The following is a 21,362-nucleotide window of genomic DNA, read 5'->3' on the forward strand; positions in this document are numbered from 1 at the left end:
GCGGATGTTAGCACAGTTTCCTGGCGCCAGTTTGTCAGCATTGCGTAAGCAAAAGACCAAAAAAAACGGGGAACACGCAATGCGCATTCCCCGCTTGGGCTAACCGGTCAGCGACTAACGCCGGCCGACAGGATGAGCCTGTTCGTTATGAGGCAGTTGCTGATAGCATTCACGCCACGCTTTGCCTTCCGGCAGCAGCCAGACGCGCTGATGCAGACGCGACAGCGCCACGGGATCGCTCAGCAGCTCCAGACGTTTACCCTTCACCAGTTTCTCCGGCCCCAGTTGCAGCGCTTCCGTCACCCGCTCTTCACGGTTACGCTCAATCGCCCCGCGCAGGTGGTGACGCGCCGTCGCCAGCGCCGTTGCCAATGCGTTGAATGACGGGTTAACCACGGCGTGCATAAAGCCATTGGCCAGCGCGCGCTCACGGTTAAGCTGCAGATACTCTTCCGTCGCCAACAGTTCGCGCGGCGGTGAGTATTCTTCCGGGATCAGGAACAGTTTGGCGCGCTTGCTTTTTATGCCCAAGGTCGCGCGGCTCGACAGCGCCGACACGATAGGTGACAGGATCAGCGAGAAGACGATCGGCGACAACCACCACAGGAAACGCAGATCCAGCCAAGCCATACCACCGGCCCAGACCAGGCCCAACAGCATCTGTGAACCGTGACGCTTGAAGGCTTCGCTCCATGGCGTGTCATCATCGTCACGCTGCGGAGAGTTCCATACCACTTCCCAGCCCAGGAAAGCGCTGACCACGAACACCGTGTGGAACAGCATGCGCACCGGCGCCAGCAGCACCGAGAACAGCATTTCCATCAGCATCGACAGCAGCAGGCGCAAAGCGCCACCGTATTCTTTGGCGCCTTTGGCCCAGATCAGCACTATGCTGAGCAGTTTAGGCAAGAACAGCAGTATCAGGGTGGTGGAGAACAGCGCTATCGCCAGCTCTGGACGCCACTGCGGCCATACCGGGAACAGCTGACGCGGCTGCAGGAAGTACTGCGGCTCCATCAGGGTATGCACCACCTGCAACGCGGTCGACAGCGCCAGGAACATAAACCACAACGGCGCCGACAGATAAGACATTACGCCCGTCAGGAACACCGCACGGTGCACCGGGTGCATGCCTTTGACCAGGAACAGGCGGAAGTTCATCAGGTTACCGTGACACCAGCGACGGTCGCGCTTCAGCTCATCCAGCAGGTTCGGCGGCAATTCTTCATAGCTGCCCGGCAGGTCATAGGCAATCCACACGCCCCAACCGGCACGGCGCATCAGCGCGGCTTCCACGAAGTCATGCGACATGATGGAACCGGCGAAAGAGCCTTCGCCCGGCAGCGGCGCCAGCGCACAGTGTTCGATAAACGGCTTCACGCGGATAATCGCGTTATGGCCCCAGTAGTGCGACTCGCCCAACTGCCAGAAATGCAGACCTGCGGTGAACAGCGGCCCGTAGACCCGGGTGGCAAACTGTTGCACGCGAGCATACAGCGTATCCATGCCCGAGGCCTTCGGCGCGGACTGGATGATACCGGCGTTCGGATTGGCTTCCATCAAGCGTACCAGACCGGTGAGACACTCACCGCTCATCACGCTGTCGGCGTCCAGAATCACCATGTAGCTGTACTCGCCACCCCAACGACGACAGAAGTCGTCGATGTTGCCGCTTTTGCGTTTCACGCGGCGGCGGCGGCGGCGGTAGAAGATGCGGCCATGGCCGTCAACATCGCGGCACAGTTCCATCCATGCCTTCTGTTCCGCCATGCAGATATCCGGATCGTAGCTGTCGCTCAGCACGTAGATATCGAAATGCTCCAGCTGGCCGGTAGCGGCGACGGACTCATAGGTCGCACGCAGGCCGGCGAACACGCGCTCGACGTCTTCGTTACAGATCGGCATGATCAACGCGGTGCGGTGCGCCGGGTTAATCGGCTCATCGCCCTTGATGGTGGAAGAGATGCTGTACTTATCTTTGCCAATCAGCAGTTGCAGGAACCCCATCAACGCGGTCCAGAACCCGGCCGATACCCAGCAAAAAAGAATGGCGAACAAGATCAGAATGCCGGTTTGCAGGACATAAGGCAGCAGTTGCAGCACCGATTGCATCAGATCCTGATCCAACATGGCCAGCGGATCGATCAGCGCCCAGCCCTGATACGGCAAAATGGTTTTCATGTACCAGGTGGCGATGCCGGTTTGCACCAGCATCAACACCAGCAGCACATAGCGGCGCATCGAACCGACCACGCGCCAGCGATTTTCCGCCTCGGCTTCCTCTTTGGTAGCGTGACGATTGTGCGGCGAGCGCCCCAGCAACGAATCCCAAAAACGCGCCACCGGGTTGGTGCGCCAGGCTTCCGGGAACATGCTGGTACGTTTGATCGGAGGCATCGCCTTCAGTACGGTACGGCCTTCGGCGTCGGTGTCGAAATCGTCGTCGCTGACCGCATCCGGCCACGCGCTTTCGATACGCGTTTTGACCGAGGCCAGCGCCACGTCATCCGCCGACAGCTTATTGACGTTGGCATCGGCGGCGCCCATCTTGCGATGCAGCGCCTCCAGTGCCTGGCCGTCATCTGCCGCCGGCTGTGGTTTAAGCGCCTCTGACCGCTCGGCGGTCAGAGGCATTGCCGCAAGATAATCCTGGGCAGGTTGAGTAAGCTTATTCATTGGCAGGTAGCTGATAGCTCCAGGTTTCCGACAGGGTCTTATCACCATTGACCAGCGCAGCGCGCATTTCTACCGGCTTCTTGTCGTCTTTCACTTTAAGACGCAGCGTCAGGCGCCAGCCTTTGGTCACTGGATTATAGCGGACATTGTTTTCTACCACTTCACCGTTGTCGCCGATGCTCACCTGAGAGGCGACCGGCGTAGCGCCGTCCAGACCTTTCAGTACCGGGCCAACGAAATCAACCAGGAATGCCACGCTGCCGTCAGGCTCGCGGATCAGGTTGGACTGCTTCACGTCACCGGTAGAACGCATCGTCTGGCTTACGTAGGCGATGTCCTGTGAATGCAGCTTGTCTTCGTCGCGGGTGAAGTGCAGGCGGTAGCTCAGCGCCAGCGGGGTTTTGGCATCCGGCAATACGTCCGGAGTCCAGAAGGCAACGATGTTGTCGTTGGTTTCATCCGCAGTAGGGATTTCCACCAGCTCCACTTTACCCTTGCCCCAGTCGCCGCGCGGCTCGATCCAGGCGCTTGGACGCAGGTCGTAACGATCGTCCAGATCTTCGTAATCCTTGAAGTTACGGCCGCGTTGCAGCAAACCGAAACCTTTCGGGTTCTCGATCTGGTAGGTGCTGACGGACAGGTGCTTCGGATTATTCAGCGGACGCCAGATCCACTCGCCGTTGCCGGCATGGATCGACAAACCGTTGGAATCATGCAGCGCCGGACGGTAGTTCAGCGTTGGCGACGGCTGGCTTGGCCCGAACAGGTACATGCTGGTCAGCGGTGCCATGCCCAGTTTGCCGACCTTGTCGCGCAGGAACACTTTGGACTCGACGTCCACCGTGGTATCGCGGCCCGGATAGACCACAAAACGATAAGCGCCGGTGGCTCGCGGTGAATCCAGCAGCGCGTAAACGACCAGGTGCTTGTCGCCCTGCTTCGGACGCTCAACCCAGAATTCGCGGAAGCGCGGGAACTCTTCACCGGACGGCAAGGCGGTATCAATCGCCAGGCCACGAGCGGAAAGCCCGTAAACCTGCCCTTTACCCACCACGCGGAAGTAGCTCGCGCCCAGCAGGCTCATAATTTCGTCGTTCTTATCCGCACTGTTGATCGGATAAATCACCTTGAAACCGGCAAAGCCGAGGTTTTTTACCGAATCCGGATCGTGCTTCACCGAACCAAAGTTGAAGTAATCCGGGCTGTACTTGATCTGTTTTACGCTGGTTGCAGTGACTTCATTGATTTTCACCGGCGTGTCGAAGTACATCCCCTGATGATAAAACTCAAGTTTGAATGGGGTTTTCAGCTTGCTCCAATAGGCTTTATCGTGATTGAACTGAATCTGCTGATAGTCCGCGAACTTCATTTCACGGAATTGAGAAGGAAGGTTGCTCTTCGGGGCCTCAAAGCCTTTTCCTGCCAGATCCTGCGCCTGCTTGGCCACATCGTCGATAGAAAAAGCCCATGCCTGCGAAGTAAACAGCGTGAACAATACGGTAGCACCTAACCAACGAACGCTCGCGGCGCGTGGTTTACTGGATAATATATTAACTAGCACATCCCCCCCTATTCGTGTGCTCAAATCATTTAAATCCATATTAATGGATTATTCAGCTTTCCGACAACATGATAAATGGATGGTTCATGTTTATGGCTCATTGTTTAAGCAGCTGATGAAACACCAGCGTAGCAAGCCGTGCAGCAAGACGCTATGGAAAAATGTGAATCGGTATAGTAGGGTTCGGGATTGCGATTTAACCATTGCCGACTTATTAAGCGTGTTAATGACCACTCGACAAAATGACTAGCGGTAACCTAATGACTAAAGGCAACAATCAACGCGAGTTTTTCCTCGATTCGATCCGGGCTTATTTGATGTTGCTCGGTGTTCCTTTCCACCTCTCACTGATCTATTCCAGCCATGCCTGGGCGGTGAACAGCGCGACTCCCTCGTTCTCGCTGACGGTGCTGAACGACTTCATCCATGCCTTCCGCATGCAAGTGTTCTTCGTGATATCCGGCTACTTCTCCTACATGCTTTACGAGCGTTACGAGCGTCACCATTGGTTGAAGGTCAGACTGGAGCGGGTGGCAATCCCCCTGCTGAGCTCGATTCCCTTAATAACCGTACCGCAGTTTTTCATGCTGAAATACTTCACGGATAAATTAAACGGCTGGGAAGATTTTTCGATCTATCAGAAAATAAATGTAACAATCTGGGAACTGGTTTCCCACCTGTGGTTTTTATTAACTCTGTCCTTGCTAACCACCGCCTGTTTTTATCTGTTCAAAAAAATTAAGACGTTAAAAAGTAACATCGCTCCTAACCCGATAAATAAAATGACTGGATTAGGAAACATCTCACTGTTCTTTCTTTTATATGCTTTATGCTATTCGGCCGCGCACCGTATTATTTTAATTTTTGCGCCGCAATTGCTTTCCAATGGCCTGTTCAATTTTGTGGTGATGGAGACGATGTTCTACCTGCCGTTCTTCATCCTCGGCGCTTACGCGTTTAAGTACGTGTGGTTGAAAGAGATTTTCCTCAAACCCTCCCCATTGGCAGTGCTCGGCTCACTGCTGTTGTTGATTGCCTACATGCTGAATCAGAAGTTACTGGCCCACAGCAGCTATATGTTTGAACTGGAAATTGTGATCAAAACCCTGCTCGGCATCCTGATGGCGAACGTGGTGTTTTCATTCGGACACCGGTTGCTGAACTATCATTCGCCAAAAATCACGTACCTGGTCAACGCGTCGTTGTTTATATATCTGGTGCATCATCCGCTGACCTTGATATATGGCGCTTTTGTGACGCCGTATATCAACAATAACCTTCTGGGTTTCCTGATTGGTATGGTGTTCGTTTTCTCCTGCGCCTTTGCCTTATATGAACTGCACAAGCGCATCCCTCTGCTGCGCTTCCTGTTCTCCGGGAAACCCCAGTAATCCCTCTCCCTCCCGGCAGCTTTTGGCTTGCCGGGGCGCCTCCTGTCATACCGTTGTCCCCTGCAACGGATATAGTTCGATTTTTCGCCCATATTTAATACTGAGCACACATTGCTCAGCCCACTGGTTAAAGTTAGGGCAAAGTTATGCTGGAGCATATTGCCGCTAGTTGTTATAACTGCAATGCATAAGTGGAAATCCACATCCCTGCCTTACGGTAGTGATTGGGCTCAATGAACCCTGAGGGACGACGTTGTCGTTGGTACGACAATGTTTGCAGCATCCCCCTTCCGTCACGACAGAGAGGATTTTTAATGACTGACAAAGACACTTCGGCTCAGGAAGCCATTCCAGAAAACGCCACCCTACTGAAAATCCTTGGCCGGTTGCTGTCCGCACTGGACTCGTCGATCAGCGGCAAGGATCGCAGCATTCTGGTAACCGAGCTTTCCAGCCTCAATCTTGACGGCATTTCAGAGTCTGAGCGAAAGCTGGCCGCTGAGTTGATCCGACGGGCCTTGCAATCACTCGATCATTAACGACACTGGCCTACAAACCATTAAGCCTCCCAACAGGGGCTTAATGGTTTTTCTCCCTCACTCGGCCGCCAATGATTGTTGCCCAGGTAAATATTCAGTCTGCTGATAACTATAGATAAAAGCACGAACTTGTCCTCTTCCCCTCGCTTTCCCTGTCCGTTTCCACCAAGTGGCAATAAATACCAAATCAGCTTTAGCGTTTTACCCACTAAACACGTTATCATCATCGGGTATCTGCGCCCACGCGCACCGCCTTTCCCCCAGCCTCAGGAGAACGTTATTTTGGATGCCAGCACGATCAACAGCTTGTTCATCATCGGTGCCGTGTTGGTGGGGGCAAGCATTCTTCTCAGTTCATTCTCTTCGCGGCTGGGCATTCCCATTTTGGTGATTTTCCTGGCGATTGGCATGCTGGCGGGGGTCGATGGCCCAGGCGGCATCGTTTTCAGCAATTATCCTGTTGCCTATCTGGTCAGTAACCTGGCGCTGGCGGTGATCCTGCTGGATGGCGGGATGCGCACCCGCGTCAGTTCTTTCCGCGTCGCGCTGTGGCCGGCGCTTTCCCTCGCGACCATCGGCGTAGTGATTACAGCCGGACTTACCGGCCTGGCTGCCGCCTGGCTGTTTGATCTTGATCTGCTTCAGGGCATGCTGATTGGCGCCATTATCGGCTCTACCGACGCCGCAGCGGTATTTTCACTGCTGGGCGGTAAGGGGCTCAACGAACGCGTCAGCGCTACGCTGGAAATTGAATCCGGCAGCAACGATCCGATGGCAGTGTTCCTCACCATCACTCTGATTGCGATGATCGCCGCCGGCGAAACCACGCTGAGCTGGATGTTCCCCCTTCATCTTCTGCAGCAGTTCGGCATGGGGATCATTTTTGGCCTTGGCGGCGGCTGGTTGCTGTTGGGGTTGATCAATCACATCAAATTGGCCGAAGGCCTGTACCCGCTGCTGGCCGTGAGCGGCGGCATTTTGATTTTTTCCCTGACCACCGCGCTGGACGGCAGCGGTATCCTGGCGGTATACCTGTGCGGCCTGATGCTGGGCAATCGTCCAATCCGCAACCGGCACGGCATTGTCCAAACCTTCGACGGTCTGGCCTGGCTGAGCCAGATCGGCATGTTCCTGGTGCTGGGGTTGCTGCTCAATCCGCACGAGTTGCTGCCCATCGCCATCCCTGCCCTGCTGCTGTCGCTGTGGATGATCTTGTTCGCCCGGCCGCTTTCGGTCTTTATCGGGCTGTTGCCGTTTCGCAGCTTTACCCTGCGCGAACGCAGTTTTATCTCGTGGGTCGGCCTGCGCGGCGCGGTACCGGTCATTCTGGCCGTCTTCCCGATGATGGCGGGATTGCCGAATGCGCAGCTGTTTTTCAATGTGGCTTTCTTTGTCGTATTGGTCTCGCTGCTGCTGCAAGGTACCACGCTGTCATTCGCCGCCAAAAAGGCCAAGGTCATAGTGCCGCCGGCACTGGCGCCCATCTCGCGGGTCGGACTGGATGTGCACCCGGAAAACCAATGGGAGCAGTTTGTTTACCAACTCTCGTCGGAAAACTGGTGCGTGGGCGCTGCGCTGCGTGAGCTGAAAATGCCGCCCGGTACTCGTATCGCCGCCCTGTTCCGGGGCAAGGAACTACTGCACCCAAGCGGCAGCACAAGGCTGCGTGAAGATGACATTCTGTGCGTAATCGGCCATGAGCACGATCTGCCGGTGCTGGGTAAACTGTTCAGCCAGGCGCCGGTGGTCACGCTGGACGAGCGCTTCTTCGGTGACTTTATCCTGCAATCAGACGCACGCCTGAGCGATATCTCGCAGGTATACGGTCTTAACCTGCAGGAAGGCGTAGACGAACAACAAACGCTCGGCCAGTTCGTCCTTCAACTGATTGGCGGCGCCCCCGTGGTGGGCGATCAGGTGGAATGGGACGGTCTGACCTGGACCATTGCCGAAATGGACGGCAACTTGATCAGCAAGATTGGCGTAAAAATCGTGACTGACTGATCCTCCCGCAGCACCCGCTCGCTGCGCTGCGACGTCCGCAGCGGGCCCCATAATACTGACGGAACTTATGAGCCCGGAAAGGTTCTTAAACTCTGTAATTATCAAAATCGGGGCTTTTAGCCTCGTCGTTTTAACCTTTACTCTGGGAACACTGCGCAGCGGTGATGGGTATTGATTTGAACAGCAAAACTCGATTTTTATCTGTCATGGTGCTGCTGGCTCTGGTGGTCATCGCGCTGGATCTGGGCATCGCCGATTTGGTCCATAGCATCTTAATTGGATAACGTTAACGTGACACAGCAGCAACAAGAAAAAGATATTCTGGGAAAAATACTGGTTACCGTCTCTTCGCTCTGCCTGGTTATCGTGGCAGGGTTGTTGATTTGGGGTTTTGTGCTGGATTAATCGTTCGGCTGGCATGGGTAACAAGGCAACACGACAACCATCTTTTGTTACAATGCTTCGACATCTCTTCCCGGCCGTAGCGCGTATGCTGAACGGACATGGAAATAAAAATGATACCCTCGTACTACTTAAGTGTTGGCCCGCCTGAAACGGGCTTTTTTTTCTGTTTCACCCTATTCCAGATACAAAAAAACCGCCGCAGCGGTTTTTTTAGTTGGCAATGGCGATCAGATTTTGCACCCTTCGCAGTCCGCTTCGTCCTCAAGGATCTCAGGAACCTCTTTTGCTTTCTGCGCGGCTTTTTCTTCCGCTTTCGCTAATTCTGCATCGATATCAAAATCGAAAATATCATCACTCATCGCAAACTCCTCACGCTTAACTGGCTTCGAGGAGTGAGTATAATCGACAACTGCACAGGCGAAAACCCTTCAGTTAAGCACCGCCACCTGCGGCTGCTCGCCCTGTGGCTTCTTTGAATACGCCAGATCGTAGACGTCATAGAAATCGATTTCGCCTTTATTGGCGATAATTTCCTGCATGCGCGTTTTCAGCGTCGTGCCGATCGACGGCTCATCCAGCAACGCCTTCACCGACTGCGGCGATAGCGCGCGCGTGAAATACCACTCGCCGTTATAGCATACGCGCAGGTCCAGCACGCCGATATCCTCAAAACGATACACAGGTTTGATTTCAATCATCAGCATGGCAAACATGAACAAAACGAAGGCCGTGAAAGCCAAAAATGAGAAGAAGCCCATATAAGGAACCTGGTACATCACGGCGATCACGGCGAAATAGCCGGCGAACATGGCAAGGCACAGATAGCGGTGCTCACGGGCAAATTCGCTGTTAAAACGCAGCTTGCCGTCGCGCCCTTCCTGCCGGTTGATCCGCTCGATTTCTTTTACCAAGATGCTTTTAATCGCGTCCATACTTACAACCTTATGCTTGGGGAGCATTACGCTATCAATAATCATTCCTCAAACTATCACAAGTACAGTTTGCCCAGGTAGATCAGTTCTGCAATTTAAAATCGGCAACTGTTATACCTGTACCGCTAGCGTTGCAGGGAATTTTTACCTTGTGCGAACATGAACATGCGTTGAGCGATATCGTCAGCTTGTTTGATTTTTTGCTTCTGCGGTTCATTACAGCGCTGAATTGCGCGGGCGTAGGCAATCTCATGCGCCTGGTCGATCGTCGCAATAATCTTGTCGCGCTCCTGCTTATCCAGGCTGCCGAGCAAGGTGGTGATTATCGCCTGATAGGCGTTGGAGGCAGCGGTCAACGACTTCTCTCTGGCTTCCAGAGCAGCTACACGTTGCAATAATTCCTGCAGTTGATCGGACTCAGACATATCGACCTCCTGTTGCCGGGCAGCAAACCTGCCTGATTACAGTCTAGCAAAGATCGATAGCAACACAGAAAGGAGAGCCCGTTACGGTAAAGCACACCCGAAAAACCCAACAAGGAGCCGATAGTGCAAATCAACCCGGGTGCGCTTTACGATAACGGATCTTAAAGAGGGAAGCTGGCGCGCTATGCAGGACTCGAACCCGCGTCTATCAATTTTGTAGCCAAAACAAGCCATTAGAAAACCAATCACTCTGCCAACTGAGTTAATAGCGCATCCCTTCGCTTCGGGGCGTCATTATCCATATCAATGCTATGGGATCAAGCGCGCGAGCGATTTTGCAGATAAATCTGACCCCTTCAGCCACCCAACTCAATGATTGGGTAACGCCCGCTCATCAACGGCTTGCACAGGATCTTGTAACCATCGCTGTCAAAATGACTCGCGGTTCGCTGTAGCGAATCGGCCTGCTGCAGCGCGCCGACGCTCCCCAAATAGAACCAGTTGTGAATGACGTGGTACTGACGCAAAAATGCCCCCTGCTCTTCCATAGCCACTCGCCCGGCATAGGGCCACGTGTTGATGCGCGTCTGTTGCAGCGCCGCCGCCAGCCGTTGGTCATGTTGCAGAGCCGATTCGACACCGCAACAGACACCGGCGCATTTCCGCAAGCTATAACGGAAACACCCCCGCCCGGCGGGCAATTTATCAATACCCAACTTGCCGTAACACAGGCGCTGTTCATCGGCGATAATCCGCAACTTTTCCAGCGCGGCAGTTCGGTTGGCAAACAGCCCATGCAGATTGGGCGTAGCGGCGAAATCAATGTCTTTGGCATGTACAATGCTCACCTGGCCGCCATCCAGATGCAATGAACAGAGCTGCTTCGAACGGCGCAGGCGTTTGTTGAACAGCGGCTGTTGCTGTTTGATCAACTGTGCCTCCAGCAGCAAAGCCCCCAGCTCACCGGCCGTTTCATGAAAGCTGATACGCTGGGTTTGCCGCAGCAGGCGGGCTTCATCCTGCGTGCGAAAATGCGCCATCACCCGGCTGCGAATATTAACGCTTTTGCCGATATACAGCGGCATGCTGTCGCTCAAGCCATGAAACAGGTACACGCCCGGTGACTTGGGCAACACCTCGAGGCTGGTGCGCAGATGCTCCGGGTACTGATAAATGTCGAGCTCCGGCTCGAGTCGGTTTGGCATCATAGTAACGAATCGCGAACTTTGTTTATCAACATAACTGGTTTTTTATACAGCATAACGCTTGCTTGCTCAAATTGCATGCTCTCCATGATGACTTTTCTTTGATGAAGTTTATGAGAATAATATTTATTATCGATAACGTATCGCAAACACCTCAGGTGTTTATCGTCAGTTAAAGCTGAAAGTGTCACCATGACGCTTCTTGGAGTCACGGCTTTACCGCTGTTAGGGAAAACTAAGGCAACCCCTCATGAAATTAATCTCACGCCGCTTGGCGTTTGTCGCGGCCGGCGCTCTGCTTGTCGTTTTACTCATCGCTCTAACGAGCTATCTGCAGCGCCCTCCACAGGCAAACCACGTCACCGCGCCGGTTCGTGTGGGCGATATAGAAAATGCCGTACTGGCAACCGGCAAAATGGACGCGGTTGAACGAGTGAACGTCGGCGCACAGGTTTCAGGCCAGGTCAAATCCCTGAAGGTCAAACTGGGCGACCGGGTCACTCAGGGCCAGCCGATTGCCGACATCGATGATCTGCCGCAGCGCAATGACCTGCGCAACGCTGAAGCGGCGCTGAACGTCGCCAAGGCAGATTTGCAGGCCAAACAGGCACTGCTGAAGCAGGCCGAATCCCGCTTTAAACGCCAAAAGCGCATGCTGAACGATGAGGCCAGTTCACTCGAGGATTTTGAAGCCGCCGAAGCTACGCTCACCACCACCCGCGCAGAACTGATTGCCCTGAATGCGCGTATCGTGCAGGCGCAGATTGAAGTGGATAAGAAAAAGGTCGATCTGAGTTACACCCGCATTCTGGCACCGATGGACGGCATCGTGATTGCGGTAATTACCCAACAAGGCCAGACGGTTAACGCTAACCAGAGCGCGCCGACCATAGTCAAACTGGCACGGCTGGACCTGATGACCATCAAAGCGCAGATCTCCGAGGCCGACATTACCCGCGTTTCCCAGGGGCAAAAAGCCTATTTCACTATTTTCTCCGATCCGGAAAAGCGTTATGACGCCACTTTACGCACCGTCGAACTGGCGCCGGAATCGGTGATGAAAGACGACTCGCTCTCCGGCAGCAGTTCTGCCTCCGGTTCCGGGACGTCGAATGCCTCGGTGTATTACAACGCGCTGCTGGACGTGCCCAACCCGGATAACCGGCTACGCATCGCCATGACCGCACAGGTTTCACTGCTGCTCGGTGAAGCGAAAAACACGCTGCTGGTCCCCATTCAGGCGGTGCGTAAAACCGAAGATAAAAAACAGCAAGTGCAAGTGCTGACCGCTAATGATCGGTTGGAAATGCGCGAGGTAAAGACAGGTATTACCAACAACGTCGATATCCAGATCCTTTCCGGGTTGAAGGCCGGTGAAACCGTCGTGCTGATGCAGGAAAGCGCCAATTCGGGCGGGGATGGCATCTTACTGTGAACAACATTATTGAGCTGAAAGGCATAAGCCGCACCTATACCAACAGCGCCCAACCGCTGACGGTGCTCAAAAACATCAACCTGACGATCGCCGCGGGGGAACTGGTCGCCATCATAGGCGCCTCCGGCTCCGGCAAATCAACGCTGATGAACATCATGGGGTGTCTGGACGTACCGGATCAGGGCGACTATTACATCGGCGGCCAGAACGCCGCACATTTGTCACCGGACGAACTGGCCAGGCTGCGCCGCGAACACATCGGTTTTATCTTCCAACGCTATCATTTAATGCCGGACATCAGCGCGCTGGGCAATGTCGAGATCCCGGCAATTTACGCCAACGACAAGCGCGATCAACGCCGCCTGCGAGCAGCGCAGTTGCTGGCGCGCCTGGGGCTGGAAGGCCGTGAAAACCATAAACCCGGCCAACTCTCCGGCGGCCAGCAACAGCGCGTCAGCATCGCACGCTCCTTAATCAACGGCGGCGAAATTATTCTGGCGGATGAACCGACCGGCGCACTGGACTCCAAATCCGGGCAAGAGGTGCTCGCAATCCTCAGCGAGCTTAACCAGCGCGGCCATACCGTGGTCATCGTCACCCACGATATGAAGGTGGCCCAACACGCACAGCGCATCATTGAGCTGCAGGACGGGGAGGTCATCGCCGACAGCGGTTGCAAATCCCCCGCCCTGCCAATGGCACAACCAACAGCCGTCCGCGTAAGACAAGGCTACTGGCAAAGCCTGCTCGATCGCACCCGCGAGTCGTTGCAAATGGCTCTGAAGGCGATGAATGCCCACCGTCTGCGCACCGCCCTGACCATGACCGGCATCATTTTCGGCATCGCTGCGGTAGTAACGGTAGTCGCTCTGGGCGAAGGAGCCAAACAGCGCACGCTGGCCAACATCAAAGGTCTCGGCACCAATGTCGTCAGCATTTACCCCGGCCGCGATTTCTTTGATGACGCCATCGACAGCATTCGCACGCTGGTGCCTGCAGACGCCGATGCGCTGGCCAGCCAGAGCTTTGTCGACAGCGTCAGCCCTGAAGTCAGCGCCTCGGACTCCATTCGTTTTCGCAGCAAATCAGCGACAGCCTCAATCACCGGCGTCGGGCGCGACTATTTCCGCGTTAACGGCCTCACCTTGTTACAGGGCACGACTTTCCGTGACGATCGCAGCGCATTGCAGGAAGTGATCATTGACGAGAATGCACGCAACTCGCTGTTCGGCGATTTCGGCATAGCGCCGCTCGGCCAAATCGTGTTTCTCGGCGCAGTGCCGGCCCGGGTGGTCGGTGTGGTCAAAAGCAACCAGGATTCCGCACCGAACCGCATCAGCGTGTGGATGCCCTATACCACGGTGATGTATCGCATGGTGGGCAAGCCGACGCTAAGCAGCATCGGCGTGCGATTGAAGGATGACGTCGATAACGAAGCCGCCGTCGGCGCCATCAGCCAATTGCTGACCCAACGCCATGGCGTTAAAGACTTTATGCTGTTCAACCGCGACAAGTTTCGTAAATCGATCGAACATGCTTCGATGACCCTGAGCCTGTTGATCCTGATGGTGGCTTCGATCTCCCTGATCATCGGCAGCCTCGGCGTAATGAACATCATGCTGGTTTCCGTCACCGAGCGAACGCACGAGATTGGCGTGCGCATGGCGGTGGGCGCCAGGCGCAGTGACATCATGCAACAATTTATGATCGAAGCCGTGCTGGTCTGCCTGATCGGCGGCGTGTTGGGCATTGCGTTGTCGTTCGCCGCCGGTTCGCTGTTTACCGCGCTGGCGGGCGGAATGCTCACAGCCATCTATTCCTGGCAGGCCGCCGCAGTGGCCTTTTGCTGTTCCACCCTAATCGGCATGATCTTCGGTTATCTCCCAGCCCGTAAAGCGGCGCGGATGGATCCGGTCATTTCACTGGCCAGCGAGTAACTTATGAAAATTTTGACACCAATAGCGTTATGCCTCGCAGCCCTGCTCAGCACCGGCTGCGGCAACGCATTGAAAAGCGATTATCAAACACCCCAGGTTAACTACCCGGCCCACTGGCAGGAGAGCGCCGATGCCGCAGGCCCGGTTCCCTTTGACTGGCGCGACTTCCACGATCCTCAACTTGACCGCTGGTTACAGCAGGTCATGGCCGGCAATAACGATTTGGCCGCCGCCGCACTGCGGGTCTACCGGGCTCAGTTAGAGGCGCAACGGGTCGGCATCAGCACCGCACCGGGCGTGACCGCGGCACTCAATAGCGGTGCCAACACCGCTCTTTCTGACTCCTCACCCTGGAACAAAAGCAGTAGCGCCAACCTTGGCGTCAGCTATGAAGTCGACCTGTGGGGTAAGCTTGCGCGTCAGCGTGACGCTGCAGAATGGAGCCGGCAGGCCACGCAGCAAGATTTGCAAAGCGCTCGCCTGGCCTTGCTCGCCAGCGCCAGCAAGAATTACTGGCGGGTAGGCTTTATCAATCAGCGGATCGAGGTCAACCAGCAGAGCATCGCCTATGCCCGGGAGACTTTGCGACTGGTTAATGCCCGTTACCGCGCGGGCAGCGTCTCTTCACTCGACGTGGTGGATGCCGAACAGAACCTGATTAATCAGGAAAATACCCAGTTGGCGCAACGGCGCGAGCGCCAACTGGCGTTGAACGAACAAACGCTGCTGCTGGGTGCGCCGCCGGGCAATGCGGTGATTGCTCCCGCCAGGTTGCCAATGGGCCGGCTGCCGCAGATCAATGCCGGTATCCCGGTCAACGTGCTGCGCCATCGCCCGGATATCCACGCCAAAGAGCTGCGGCTTCGCGAAGCGTTGGCTAACGTTGACGTGAAACGCACCCAATATTATCCGGCCTTCAGCCTGACCGGTTCATTGGGCGCCAGCAGCACCGCGCTGCTGGAATTTCTTCGCAATCCGATGGCATCGGTCGGCGCTGGGCTGTCGCTGCCTTTCCTCGAGTGGCGGCAGATGAGCGTTGACATCAAAATCGCCCGTAGCGATTACGAACTGCGGGTGTTGGAGTTCAAACAGGCGTTGTATAAAGCCATGGCCGATGTAGACAATGCTTTATCGTTGCGTACCCAGTTGATGGCGCAGGAGCAACACTTACAGACGGCCTTGGCTCTGGCGCGTAAATCTGAACGGTTGAATGAAATTCGCTATCGCCAGGGCGCCGTCTCTATCACCTTCTGGCTGGATGCGCAGAATCGCCGTCGGTTGGCAGAACTGGCCCTGGATGAAAACCGCTTTGACCAGTACCAGAATCTGGCGCAAATCTACCTGGAGTTTGGTGGTTCACCCCAATAATTCACCGGCCTGGCGTTTACGCCAGGCTTTGCTCCACAGCAGCAAAACGCATTAATTTTACCCGTATCCTTTCCGGTTCCCCCTATACTTTAGCGATCCCCTTCCTGATAAAAAAACCATCAATGCGCACAATAATTAACCTGTTTTGGCACTATTCTGGTGAAAAACCATAAGATAAACTGCTAAATTTGATCGTCGCAAGATATAACGTTAAGCTATAGATGCAAAATAATTAGTCACCTAAATGACATATTCCTGCTAAAAGCAGGCAAATTACGTGATTCGCGTCACACAAAAATGGCAGCATGGGATCTCTCCACATAGAGGTCAGATTAGCCACACTGATAACTGGGCAGAAGAAAGTGAACAAGGATTGCGAATTCACGTACGACTAAAATTGATTAAGGGATGATTATATGAAGTTAAGAAAAAAACGACATAAGCCGATGCATATTAATGACATCACCATCATCGACGACAGCAAGCTGAAGAAAGCGATTACCGCGGCGGCATTAGGCAACGCGATGGAATGGTTTGACTTCGGTGTCTATGGCTTCGTAGCCTACGCCTTGGGGCAAGTGTTTTTCCCTGGCGCCACCCCCGGCGTGCAGATGATTGCCGCACTGGCAACGTTTTCCGTTCCCTTCCTGGTACGCCCGTTAGGCGGCCTGTTCTTTGGCGCGATGGGTGATAAATTCGGCCGCCAGAAGGTCCTTTCCATCACCATTATCATCATGGCGGTAAGCACATTCTGTATTGGCCTGATCCCTTCATATGCTTCGATCGGCATCTGGGCACCGGTGCTGCTGCTGCTGGCCAAACTGGCGCAGGGCTTCTCGGTGGGCGGCGAATACTCGGGCGCGGCGATCTTCGTCGCTGAATACTCGCCCGACAGAAAGCGCGGCTTTATGGGCAGTTGGCTTGATTTCGGCTCTATTGCCGGCTTCGTGCTCGGCGCAGGCGTAGTGGTGCTGATCTCCAGTATCGTCGGCGAAAGCAACTTCCTCGACTGGGGTTGGCGTATTCCGTTCTTTATCGCAGCACCGCTGGGCCTGATCGGCCTGTATCTGCGTCATGCGCTGGAAGAAACCCCGGCGTTCCAGCAGCACGTGGAGAAGATGGAGAAAGAAGACCGCGATGCCATCGGCAACCCGCCGAAGACCTCGTTTAAAGAGATCGCGGCCAAGCATTGGCGAAGCCTGCTGGTGTGTGTCGGTATCGTGATTTCCACCAACGTAACCTACTATATGCTGCTGACCTACATGCCGAGCTACCTGTCGCATAACCTGCACTACTCGGAAGATCACGGCGTACTGATCATCATCGCCATCATGATCGGCATGCTGTTTGTGCAACCGGTGATCGGCCTGGCCAGCGACCGCATTGGCCGCAAGCCGTTTATCATTGGCGGCAGCATCGGGCTGCTGTTGCTGTCGATACCCTGCTTTATCCTGATCAACAGCAACGTGATTGGCCTGATCTTTGTCGGCCTGCTGGTGTTGGCCGTGTTGCTGAACTCCTTCACCGGCGTGATGGCCTCTACTCTGCCGGCGATGTTCCCGACGCATATTCGTTACAGCGCACTGGCGATTTCGTTCAACATTTCGGTTCTGGTCGCCGGCGCTACGCCGACGGTGGCCGCCTGGTTGGTCGAGTCGACCGGTAACCTGTACATGCCGGCGTACTACCTGATGGTGGTGGCGGTGATTGGCCTGATCACCGGACTGTATATGAAGGAAACCGCCAACAAACCGCTACGGGGTGCTACCCCGGCCGCTTCGGATCGTACGGAAGCCAAAGAGCTGTTGCAGGAAACCTACGACAACATCGAACAGAAGGTTGAGGATATCAACGAGCAGATTGCCGAGCTGGAGAGGAAAAAGCAGACGCTTGTCGACCAGCATCCGAAACTGGACTAAAGCCCTCCCTCGGGGTTGATGCCGCTCGGTTAGGCACTACATGATCGATTGAACGATCCCATTGGTCGGTAAAAATCCGTAATCTCACTGCAGATTACGGATTTTTTTATGTCCCCTGACTTTGTCAAAGCAAACCCGGACAAGAAACCTTAATACCGGTTTCAAAAGCAACGGGACCGAGTCGACGCAGCGCCAGCCGCTAATGCCGTCATTCCCACCGGCTTGTTACTCTGTGTGCTGCGGATTAATCAATGATGTCAATACGTGGTCCTGCCAGCGGCCGGCAATCTTCAGATAAGACTTTGCATAGCCTTCTTTCTCGAAGCCAAGGCGCAGCAACAGCTTTTCACTGCGGCCGTTCGTCGGGATATAGGCCGCCATAATGCGGTGCAGACCCAACTCACCAAACAGGTGACCGATGGCGGCGGTTAGCGCCTGGGTCATTATGCCTTTGCCTTCGTGCCGGGCGGCGATCGAGTAGCCCAGATGGCAGGCCTGGAATGGGCCGCGAGCAACCTGGGTAAAATTGCAGGTGCCCAGCATTTCGGTGCCTGCGCCATTGACGATACCAAATTGATAGGCACGCCCCTGTTCTGCATCTTTCCCCGCTTGCCAAAGCCGCTGCTGAATAACTTCAGCGTTGTAAAAGTCATCTGGCCGGCTCGGCTCCCACGGCAAAAGATGCTGTTGATTCTCCCGAAAATAAAGATGAGCAATTTCAGTATCGCTGTCTGTCAGGATCTTCAGACGCAGGTCATTTCCTGCCATGCTCAAGATTTTCATTGTCATCCTCCATGTTTATCCAACCGGTAGCCTGGGTAACTCCGGCATTATTACGTCGATATTTTATCCCTGAAGCGATTGATGCCAAGCTTGAACAAATTTTAACCCATTGAAGAATATAACCAATGAGCAAAATTGACGTGCTGATTATCATTGGAGTGAGCTGATGACCGCTCTCTGGATAGGTACGATGTTTAACCTCGGGGATCTCGCCACCCGCTTTTCACGCTTCTTCCACTGGATTGAAAACCAGCGCTAACGCCCTCCTACCGCATAATTCTCCAAAAAAACCGCCTTGCGGCGGTTTGAATATTTCTTCCAATGGCTCAGTTCACCTGACACCAGTTATGCGATTTCACGATACCGCCGTCCGGTGAGGTGTAGCCGATGCAGCCCAGTACGCTGTCGAACAGCTTCTCATGGAACACCGGCGTTTTGGCCTGTTGCAGCGCCTTCAACTGATTAAACGCTGCCTGGTGGTCGGGCTGGCTGAGGAACTTGTCGGATGCCCAGACCATGATGGGAATCGTGCGCTGTTCCTTCGGTGCGCGGTCACGCGGCGTACCGTGGAAATGCATATTTTCCGAGATAGACTCTCCGTGATCCGAAGCGTAAAACACGATGGCGTTACGGTTACGTAACTGATTGAACACTTGCTCAAGGAAATAATCGGTGTACAGCAGGCTGTTGTCGTAAGAGTTGATCATCTCCTCCGTAGAGCAGGCGTCATCAATGCCTTGGCACTCCGGCTTGTAACGGGCGAAAGCGCGAGGATAGCGTTCGGTATACATATAGTGCGAACCTTTGGTATGCAGAATGACCAAATGCTTACCCTGCGGGTGACGGCCCAATGAATCCTGCAGCTCGTCAATCAACGCCATGTCGTTCACCGGTTTGCCGACGTTGCGTTTTTCCGCCTGGATGCTTTCTCTCAGCGCATAATCGTCCGCCTGAGTTTTGTTATAAAACCAGGCTTCGCTTTGCATCGAAAACAACTCCGAGGAAAAGCCCTGTTTTTTCAGCACCGAAAAGACGTTCATTTCCTTCAGCGTCCGCTCAGGTTCTTCAGCAGCCCCCCCTTCCCGCACGAACATGCAACGCAAAGAGAGTTTGGTCGAGGTGTCGCAGGAATAACCCTGTAACACCGCCAGGTTGGTTTCCTTATCAAGGTAAGGCGTGTTGTCGCGCTGGTAGCCGTAAACGCCCATGTGATCACGTCTGGCGCTTTCACCAATCACAAACACCACATAGAGATCATTCACGTCTTTCGGCGGCTGATAGGTAAAATGCGCAGCCGGATCGAACAGATTACGGCTGTCTTCCGCCTGGCTGTAAGAGCTGTAGGTCAGCAGCCCCAACGCCGAAAGCCAGTTCGACGGTGAATAGCTACCGGCGACTACGCCGCCATAGCTGGCCATCAGCTGATTATTTTCGCGATCGTGGCGGTCCTGCACCTGCCCCATCAGCGTGAGCGGCAACCAGCAGCACACCCCGGCAGCCAGCATGATGCCACCCTTTTTAAACAACGTAGTCCAGTTACTGCGCTTCAGTACAGCTTCGTGCATCGGCGCCAGCCAGATGAACAGCAGCGGCAACAAACTTACCAGCACCATCCACACGCCAAAATGCCAACCAACCGACTCTTTGGACAGATCAACATCGGTAGTCATCACCGCCGCCAGGATGCCGTAGCCGATATCGACGTGGAACAACACCATATAATAGCTGGCAGCCACCGAGCTCAGAACCAGAAACGATGCCAGAACGCGGAACAGTCGACGCCCCAAAAACGAGATTAGCAGAGTGATAAAGCACACCAGACTAAAGGCCGCGACGACCTCAATGCCGATCGACAGTAAATTGTCGTAATTGAGTTGCTGATAACGGCGATAAAATATGGGGATATTGAGCAATACACCGAGATAAAACGCGATAAAGAAAGAGACCTGCAACTGGGTCCAACGTCGGAACTTCTGCATTATTGATACCATTCTCGCCAAAGTGAATTCATAACTGCTTACTGACACAGGTTGTTGTTGAGAGCAACGCGCTCATCCTGCTATTGAATGGTAATCTGACAGATAATTTGAACCGACGTTGCTCCCGCGAGAAAATTTATCGCTGTTATACTGTAACAAACCGTGTGTAAAGGGGATTGCCCATCAAAAACCGAGTCGGGCTAGCCTGCGGTTAGGGTTGCGAATAAAAGGTTCGCGCTCAGCGTGCTTGCCACCTTTGGAACCGCCGCTCAAGAGTTTTGATGCAAAGCCTGATGTTAATCAGCCCCCTAACCCCTTCCCATAATTCATCTTAGCAAGTTCAGATCCCCAAGCTGTTACATGAGGTTATTCCTAATTAGCCATCTGGATTGCCGTCGCCTATTGATAGGAATATTCTTATTACGTTATCGTTAACTTACCGCGAAGGCATGTACCTAAGTGGAATTTGCAGTATTTTATTTTTTAATGGCTTCTCAGCCCGCTTCGGGCGGCGCTTTAAATTTCATCAGCGGTAAAAACACTATGATTGATTACTCTCTTTACGGTCTCGACGATAAAGACGTCGAGTTGTACCGTGAACAAATATACAACCTTGTCGGCAAGAGCGTAGTCCAGGTGCTCTTGTCCAACAGGCCCATCACCAAGCAAAGCATTCTCGCCCACTTAATCAAAGAGGTCGAAAGACAGCCCGAGGAATATTGCCAAAAGTTGCACAGAGCCGCTATCGAGGTCATTGGGGTTAACGGTCGTTAGCCGGGATATCTGCAGAAATCGGACCAGCG

16 protein-coding genes and 1 tRNA gene are annotated in these 21,362 nt (G+C 54.3%); 8 read left to right on the forward strand and 9 right to left on the reverse strand.

The window, feature by feature from the left end:
* Positions 1-114 precede the first annotated feature (114 nt).
* A complete protein-coding gene (gene mdoH / locus SPL01S_RS09710; protein WP_062870460.1) occupies positions 115-2,676 on the reverse strand; it encodes a glucans biosynthesis glucosyltransferase MdoH in 2,562 nt (853 codons plus the stop codon).
* Complete coding sequence (gene mdoG / locus SPL01S_RS09715; protein WP_013812409.1) at positions 2,669-4,237, reverse strand: glucans biosynthesis protein MdoG; 1,569 nt, start codon at positions 4,235-4,237, stop codon at positions 2,669-2,671. The genes mdoH and mdoG overlap by 8 nt, the downstream gene beginning before the upstream one ends.
* 260 nt (positions 4,238-4,497) lie before the next feature.
* Between mdoG and mdoC the strand changes: the two genes are divergently transcribed.
* From mdoC to SPL01S_RS09730, 3 genes are all read left to right on the forward strand, one after another.
* Positions 4,498-5,628, forward strand: coding sequence for a glucans biosynthesis protein MdoC (gene mdoC, locus SPL01S_RS09720; protein WP_063199234.1), 1,131 nt, complete (start codon positions 4,498-4,500; stop codon positions 5,626-5,628).
* Positions 5,629-5,942: 314 nt separating this feature from the next.
* A complete protein-coding gene (locus tag SPL01S_RS09725) occupies positions 5,943-6,167 on the forward strand; it encodes a hypothetical protein (RefSeq protein ID WP_004942973.1) in 225 nt (74 codons plus the stop codon).
* A 282-nt stretch (positions 6,168-6,449) separates the two neighbouring features.
* On the forward strand, positions 6,450-8,171 hold the full coding sequence (locus tag SPL01S_RS09730) for a potassium/proton antiporter (RefSeq protein ID WP_013812406.1): 1,722 nt from the start codon (positions 6,450-6,452) through the stop codon (positions 8,169-8,171).
* 632 nt (positions 8,172-8,803) lie between these two features.
* On the opposite strand, the gene SPL01S_RS25680 is transcribed toward SPL01S_RS09730, so the two are convergent.
* The 5 genes from SPL01S_RS25680 to cho all read right to left on the reverse strand — a co-directional run bounded on the left by SPL01S_RS25680 (position 8,804) and on the right by cho (position 11,141).
* Positions 8,804-8,935 (reverse strand): hypothetical protein, encoded by a 132-nt coding sequence (locus SPL01S_RS25680; RefSeq protein WP_004942970.1) that lies wholly within the window; start codon positions 8,933-8,935, stop codon positions 8,804-8,806.
* Positions 8,936-9,004: 69 nt separating this feature from the next.
* A complete protein-coding gene (locus SPL01S_RS09735) occupies positions 9,005-9,508 on the reverse strand; it encodes a YlaC family protein (protein WP_006324632.1) in 504 nt (167 codons plus the stop codon).
* A gap of 125 nt (positions 9,509-9,633) precedes the next feature.
* Positions 9,634-9,933 (reverse strand): sigma-S stabilization anti-adapter protein IraP, encoded by a 300-nt coding sequence (locus tag SPL01S_RS09740; protein ID WP_004942964.1) that lies wholly within the window; start codon positions 9,931-9,933, stop codon positions 9,634-9,636.
* 175 nt (positions 9,934-10,108) lie between these two features.
* Positions 10,109-10,205 (reverse strand) — tRNA-OTHER (locus tag SPL01S_RS09745).
* Between the two features lie 84 nt (positions 10,206-10,289).
* Positions 10,290-11,141, reverse strand: a complete 852-nt coding sequence (cho, locus tag SPL01S_RS09750; protein WP_063199235.1) for an excinuclease Cho — start codon at positions 11,139-11,141, stop codon at positions 10,290-10,292.
* A 247-nt stretch (positions 11,142-11,388) separates the two neighbouring features.
* On the opposite strand from cho, the gene etsA reads away from it, so the two are divergent.
* The 4 genes from etsA (at position 11,389) to proP (ending at position 17,797) form a co-directional block, all read left to right on the forward strand.
* Positions 11,389-12,573 (forward strand): macrolide efflux RND transporter periplasmic adaptor subunit EtsA, encoded by a 1,185-nt coding sequence (etsA, locus tag SPL01S_RS09755; RefSeq protein WP_063199237.1) that lies wholly within the window; start codon positions 11,389-11,391, stop codon positions 12,571-12,573.
* Positions 12,570-14,510, forward strand: a complete 1,941-nt coding sequence (locus SPL01S_RS09760) for a MacB family efflux pump subunit (protein ID WP_062870453.1) — start codon at positions 12,570-12,572, stop codon at positions 14,508-14,510. The genes etsA and SPL01S_RS09760 overlap by 4 nt, the downstream gene beginning before the upstream one ends.
* 3 nt (positions 14,511-14,513) lie before the next feature.
* Positions 14,514-15,878 carry a macrolide efflux RND transporter outer membrane subunit EtsC gene (etsC, locus tag SPL01S_RS09765; RefSeq protein WP_063199240.1) on the forward strand — a complete coding sequence of 455 codons (1,365 nt, stop codon included), beginning with the start codon at positions 14,514-14,516 and terminating at the stop codon, positions 15,876-15,878.
* A 416-nt stretch (positions 15,879-16,294) separates the two neighbouring features.
* The gene (gene proP / locus SPL01S_RS09770) at positions 16,295-17,797 is read left to right on the forward strand and encodes a glycine betaine/L-proline transporter ProP (RefSeq protein ID WP_004942953.1); all 1,503 of its coding nucleotides are present in this window, start codon (positions 16,295-16,297) and stop codon (positions 17,795-17,797) included.
* Between the two features lie 225 nt (positions 17,798-18,022).
* Here proP and SPL01S_RS09775 read toward each other — a convergent pair whose 3' ends face one another.
* Positions 18,023-18,580, reverse strand: coding sequence for a GNAT family N-acetyltransferase (locus tag SPL01S_RS09775; protein WP_063199244.1), 558 nt, complete (start codon positions 18,578-18,580; stop codon positions 18,023-18,025).
* Positions 18,581-18,906: 326 nt separating this feature from the next.
* The gene (eptB, locus tag SPL01S_RS09780; protein ID WP_063199248.1) at positions 18,907-20,559 is read right to left on the reverse strand and encodes a kdo(2)-lipid A phosphoethanolamine 7''-transferase; all 1,653 of its coding nucleotides are present in this window, start codon (positions 20,557-20,559) and stop codon (positions 18,907-18,909) included.
* 459 nt (positions 20,560-21,018) lie between these two features.
* Here eptB and SPL01S_RS09785 point away from each other — a divergent pair, with 459 nt between their 5' ends.
* Positions 21,019-21,333, forward strand: coding sequence for a hypothetical protein (locus SPL01S_RS09785; RefSeq protein WP_232246018.1), 315 nt, complete (start codon positions 21,019-21,021; stop codon positions 21,331-21,333).
* Positions 21,334-21,362: the final 29 nt, after the last annotated feature.

Source organism: Serratia plymuthica NBRC 102599 (assembly GCF_001590925.1).
GTDB lineage: Bacteria > Pseudomonadota > Gammaproteobacteria > Enterobacterales > Enterobacteriaceae > Serratia > Serratia plymuthica.

Excerpts from the sequence above, each read along its gene's own strand:
- mdoH (WP_062870460.1), bottom strand. The coding sequence starts at position 2,676 with ATGAATAAGCTTACTCAACCTGCCCAGGATTATCTTGCGGCAATGCCT.
- mdoC (WP_063199234.1), top strand. The coding sequence starts at position 4,498 with ATGACTAAAGGCAACAATCAACGCGAGTTTTTCCTCGATTCGATCCGG.
- SPL01S_RS09725 (WP_004942973.1), top strand. The coding sequence starts at position 5,943 with ATGACTGACAAAGACACTTCGGCTCAGGAAGCCATTCCAGAAAACGCC.
- SPL01S_RS25680 (WP_004942970.1), bottom strand. The coding sequence starts at position 8,935 with ATGAGTGATGATATTTTCGATTTTGATATCGATGCAGAATTAGCGAAA.
- SPL01S_RS09735 (WP_006324632.1), bottom strand. The coding sequence starts at position 9,508 with ATGGACGCGATTAAAAGCATCTTGGTAAAAGAAATCGAGCGGATCAAC.
- SPL01S_RS09740 (WP_004942964.1), bottom strand. The coding sequence starts at position 9,933 with ATGTCTGAGTCCGATCAACTGCAGGAATTATTGCAACGTGTAGCTGCT.
- cho (WP_063199235.1), bottom strand. The coding sequence starts at position 11,141 with ATGATGCCAAACCGACTCGAGCCGGAGCTCGACATTTATCAGTACCCG.
- etsA (WP_063199237.1), top strand. The coding sequence starts at position 11,389 with ATGAAATTAATCTCACGCCGCTTGGCGTTTGTCGCGGCCGGCGCTCTG.
- etsC (WP_063199240.1), top strand. The coding sequence starts at position 14,514 with ATGAAAATTTTGACACCAATAGCGTTATGCCTCGCAGCCCTGCTCAGC.
- proP (WP_004942953.1), top strand. The coding sequence starts at position 16,295 with ATGAAGTTAAGAAAAAAACGACATAAGCCGATGCATATTAATGACATC.
- SPL01S_RS09775 (WP_063199244.1), bottom strand. The coding sequence starts at position 18,580 with ATGAAAATCTTGAGCATGGCAGGAAATGACCTGCGTCTGAAGATCCTG.
- eptB (WP_063199248.1), bottom strand. The coding sequence starts at position 20,559 with ATGCAGAAGTTCCGACGTTGGACCCAGTTGCAGGTCTCTTTCTTTATC.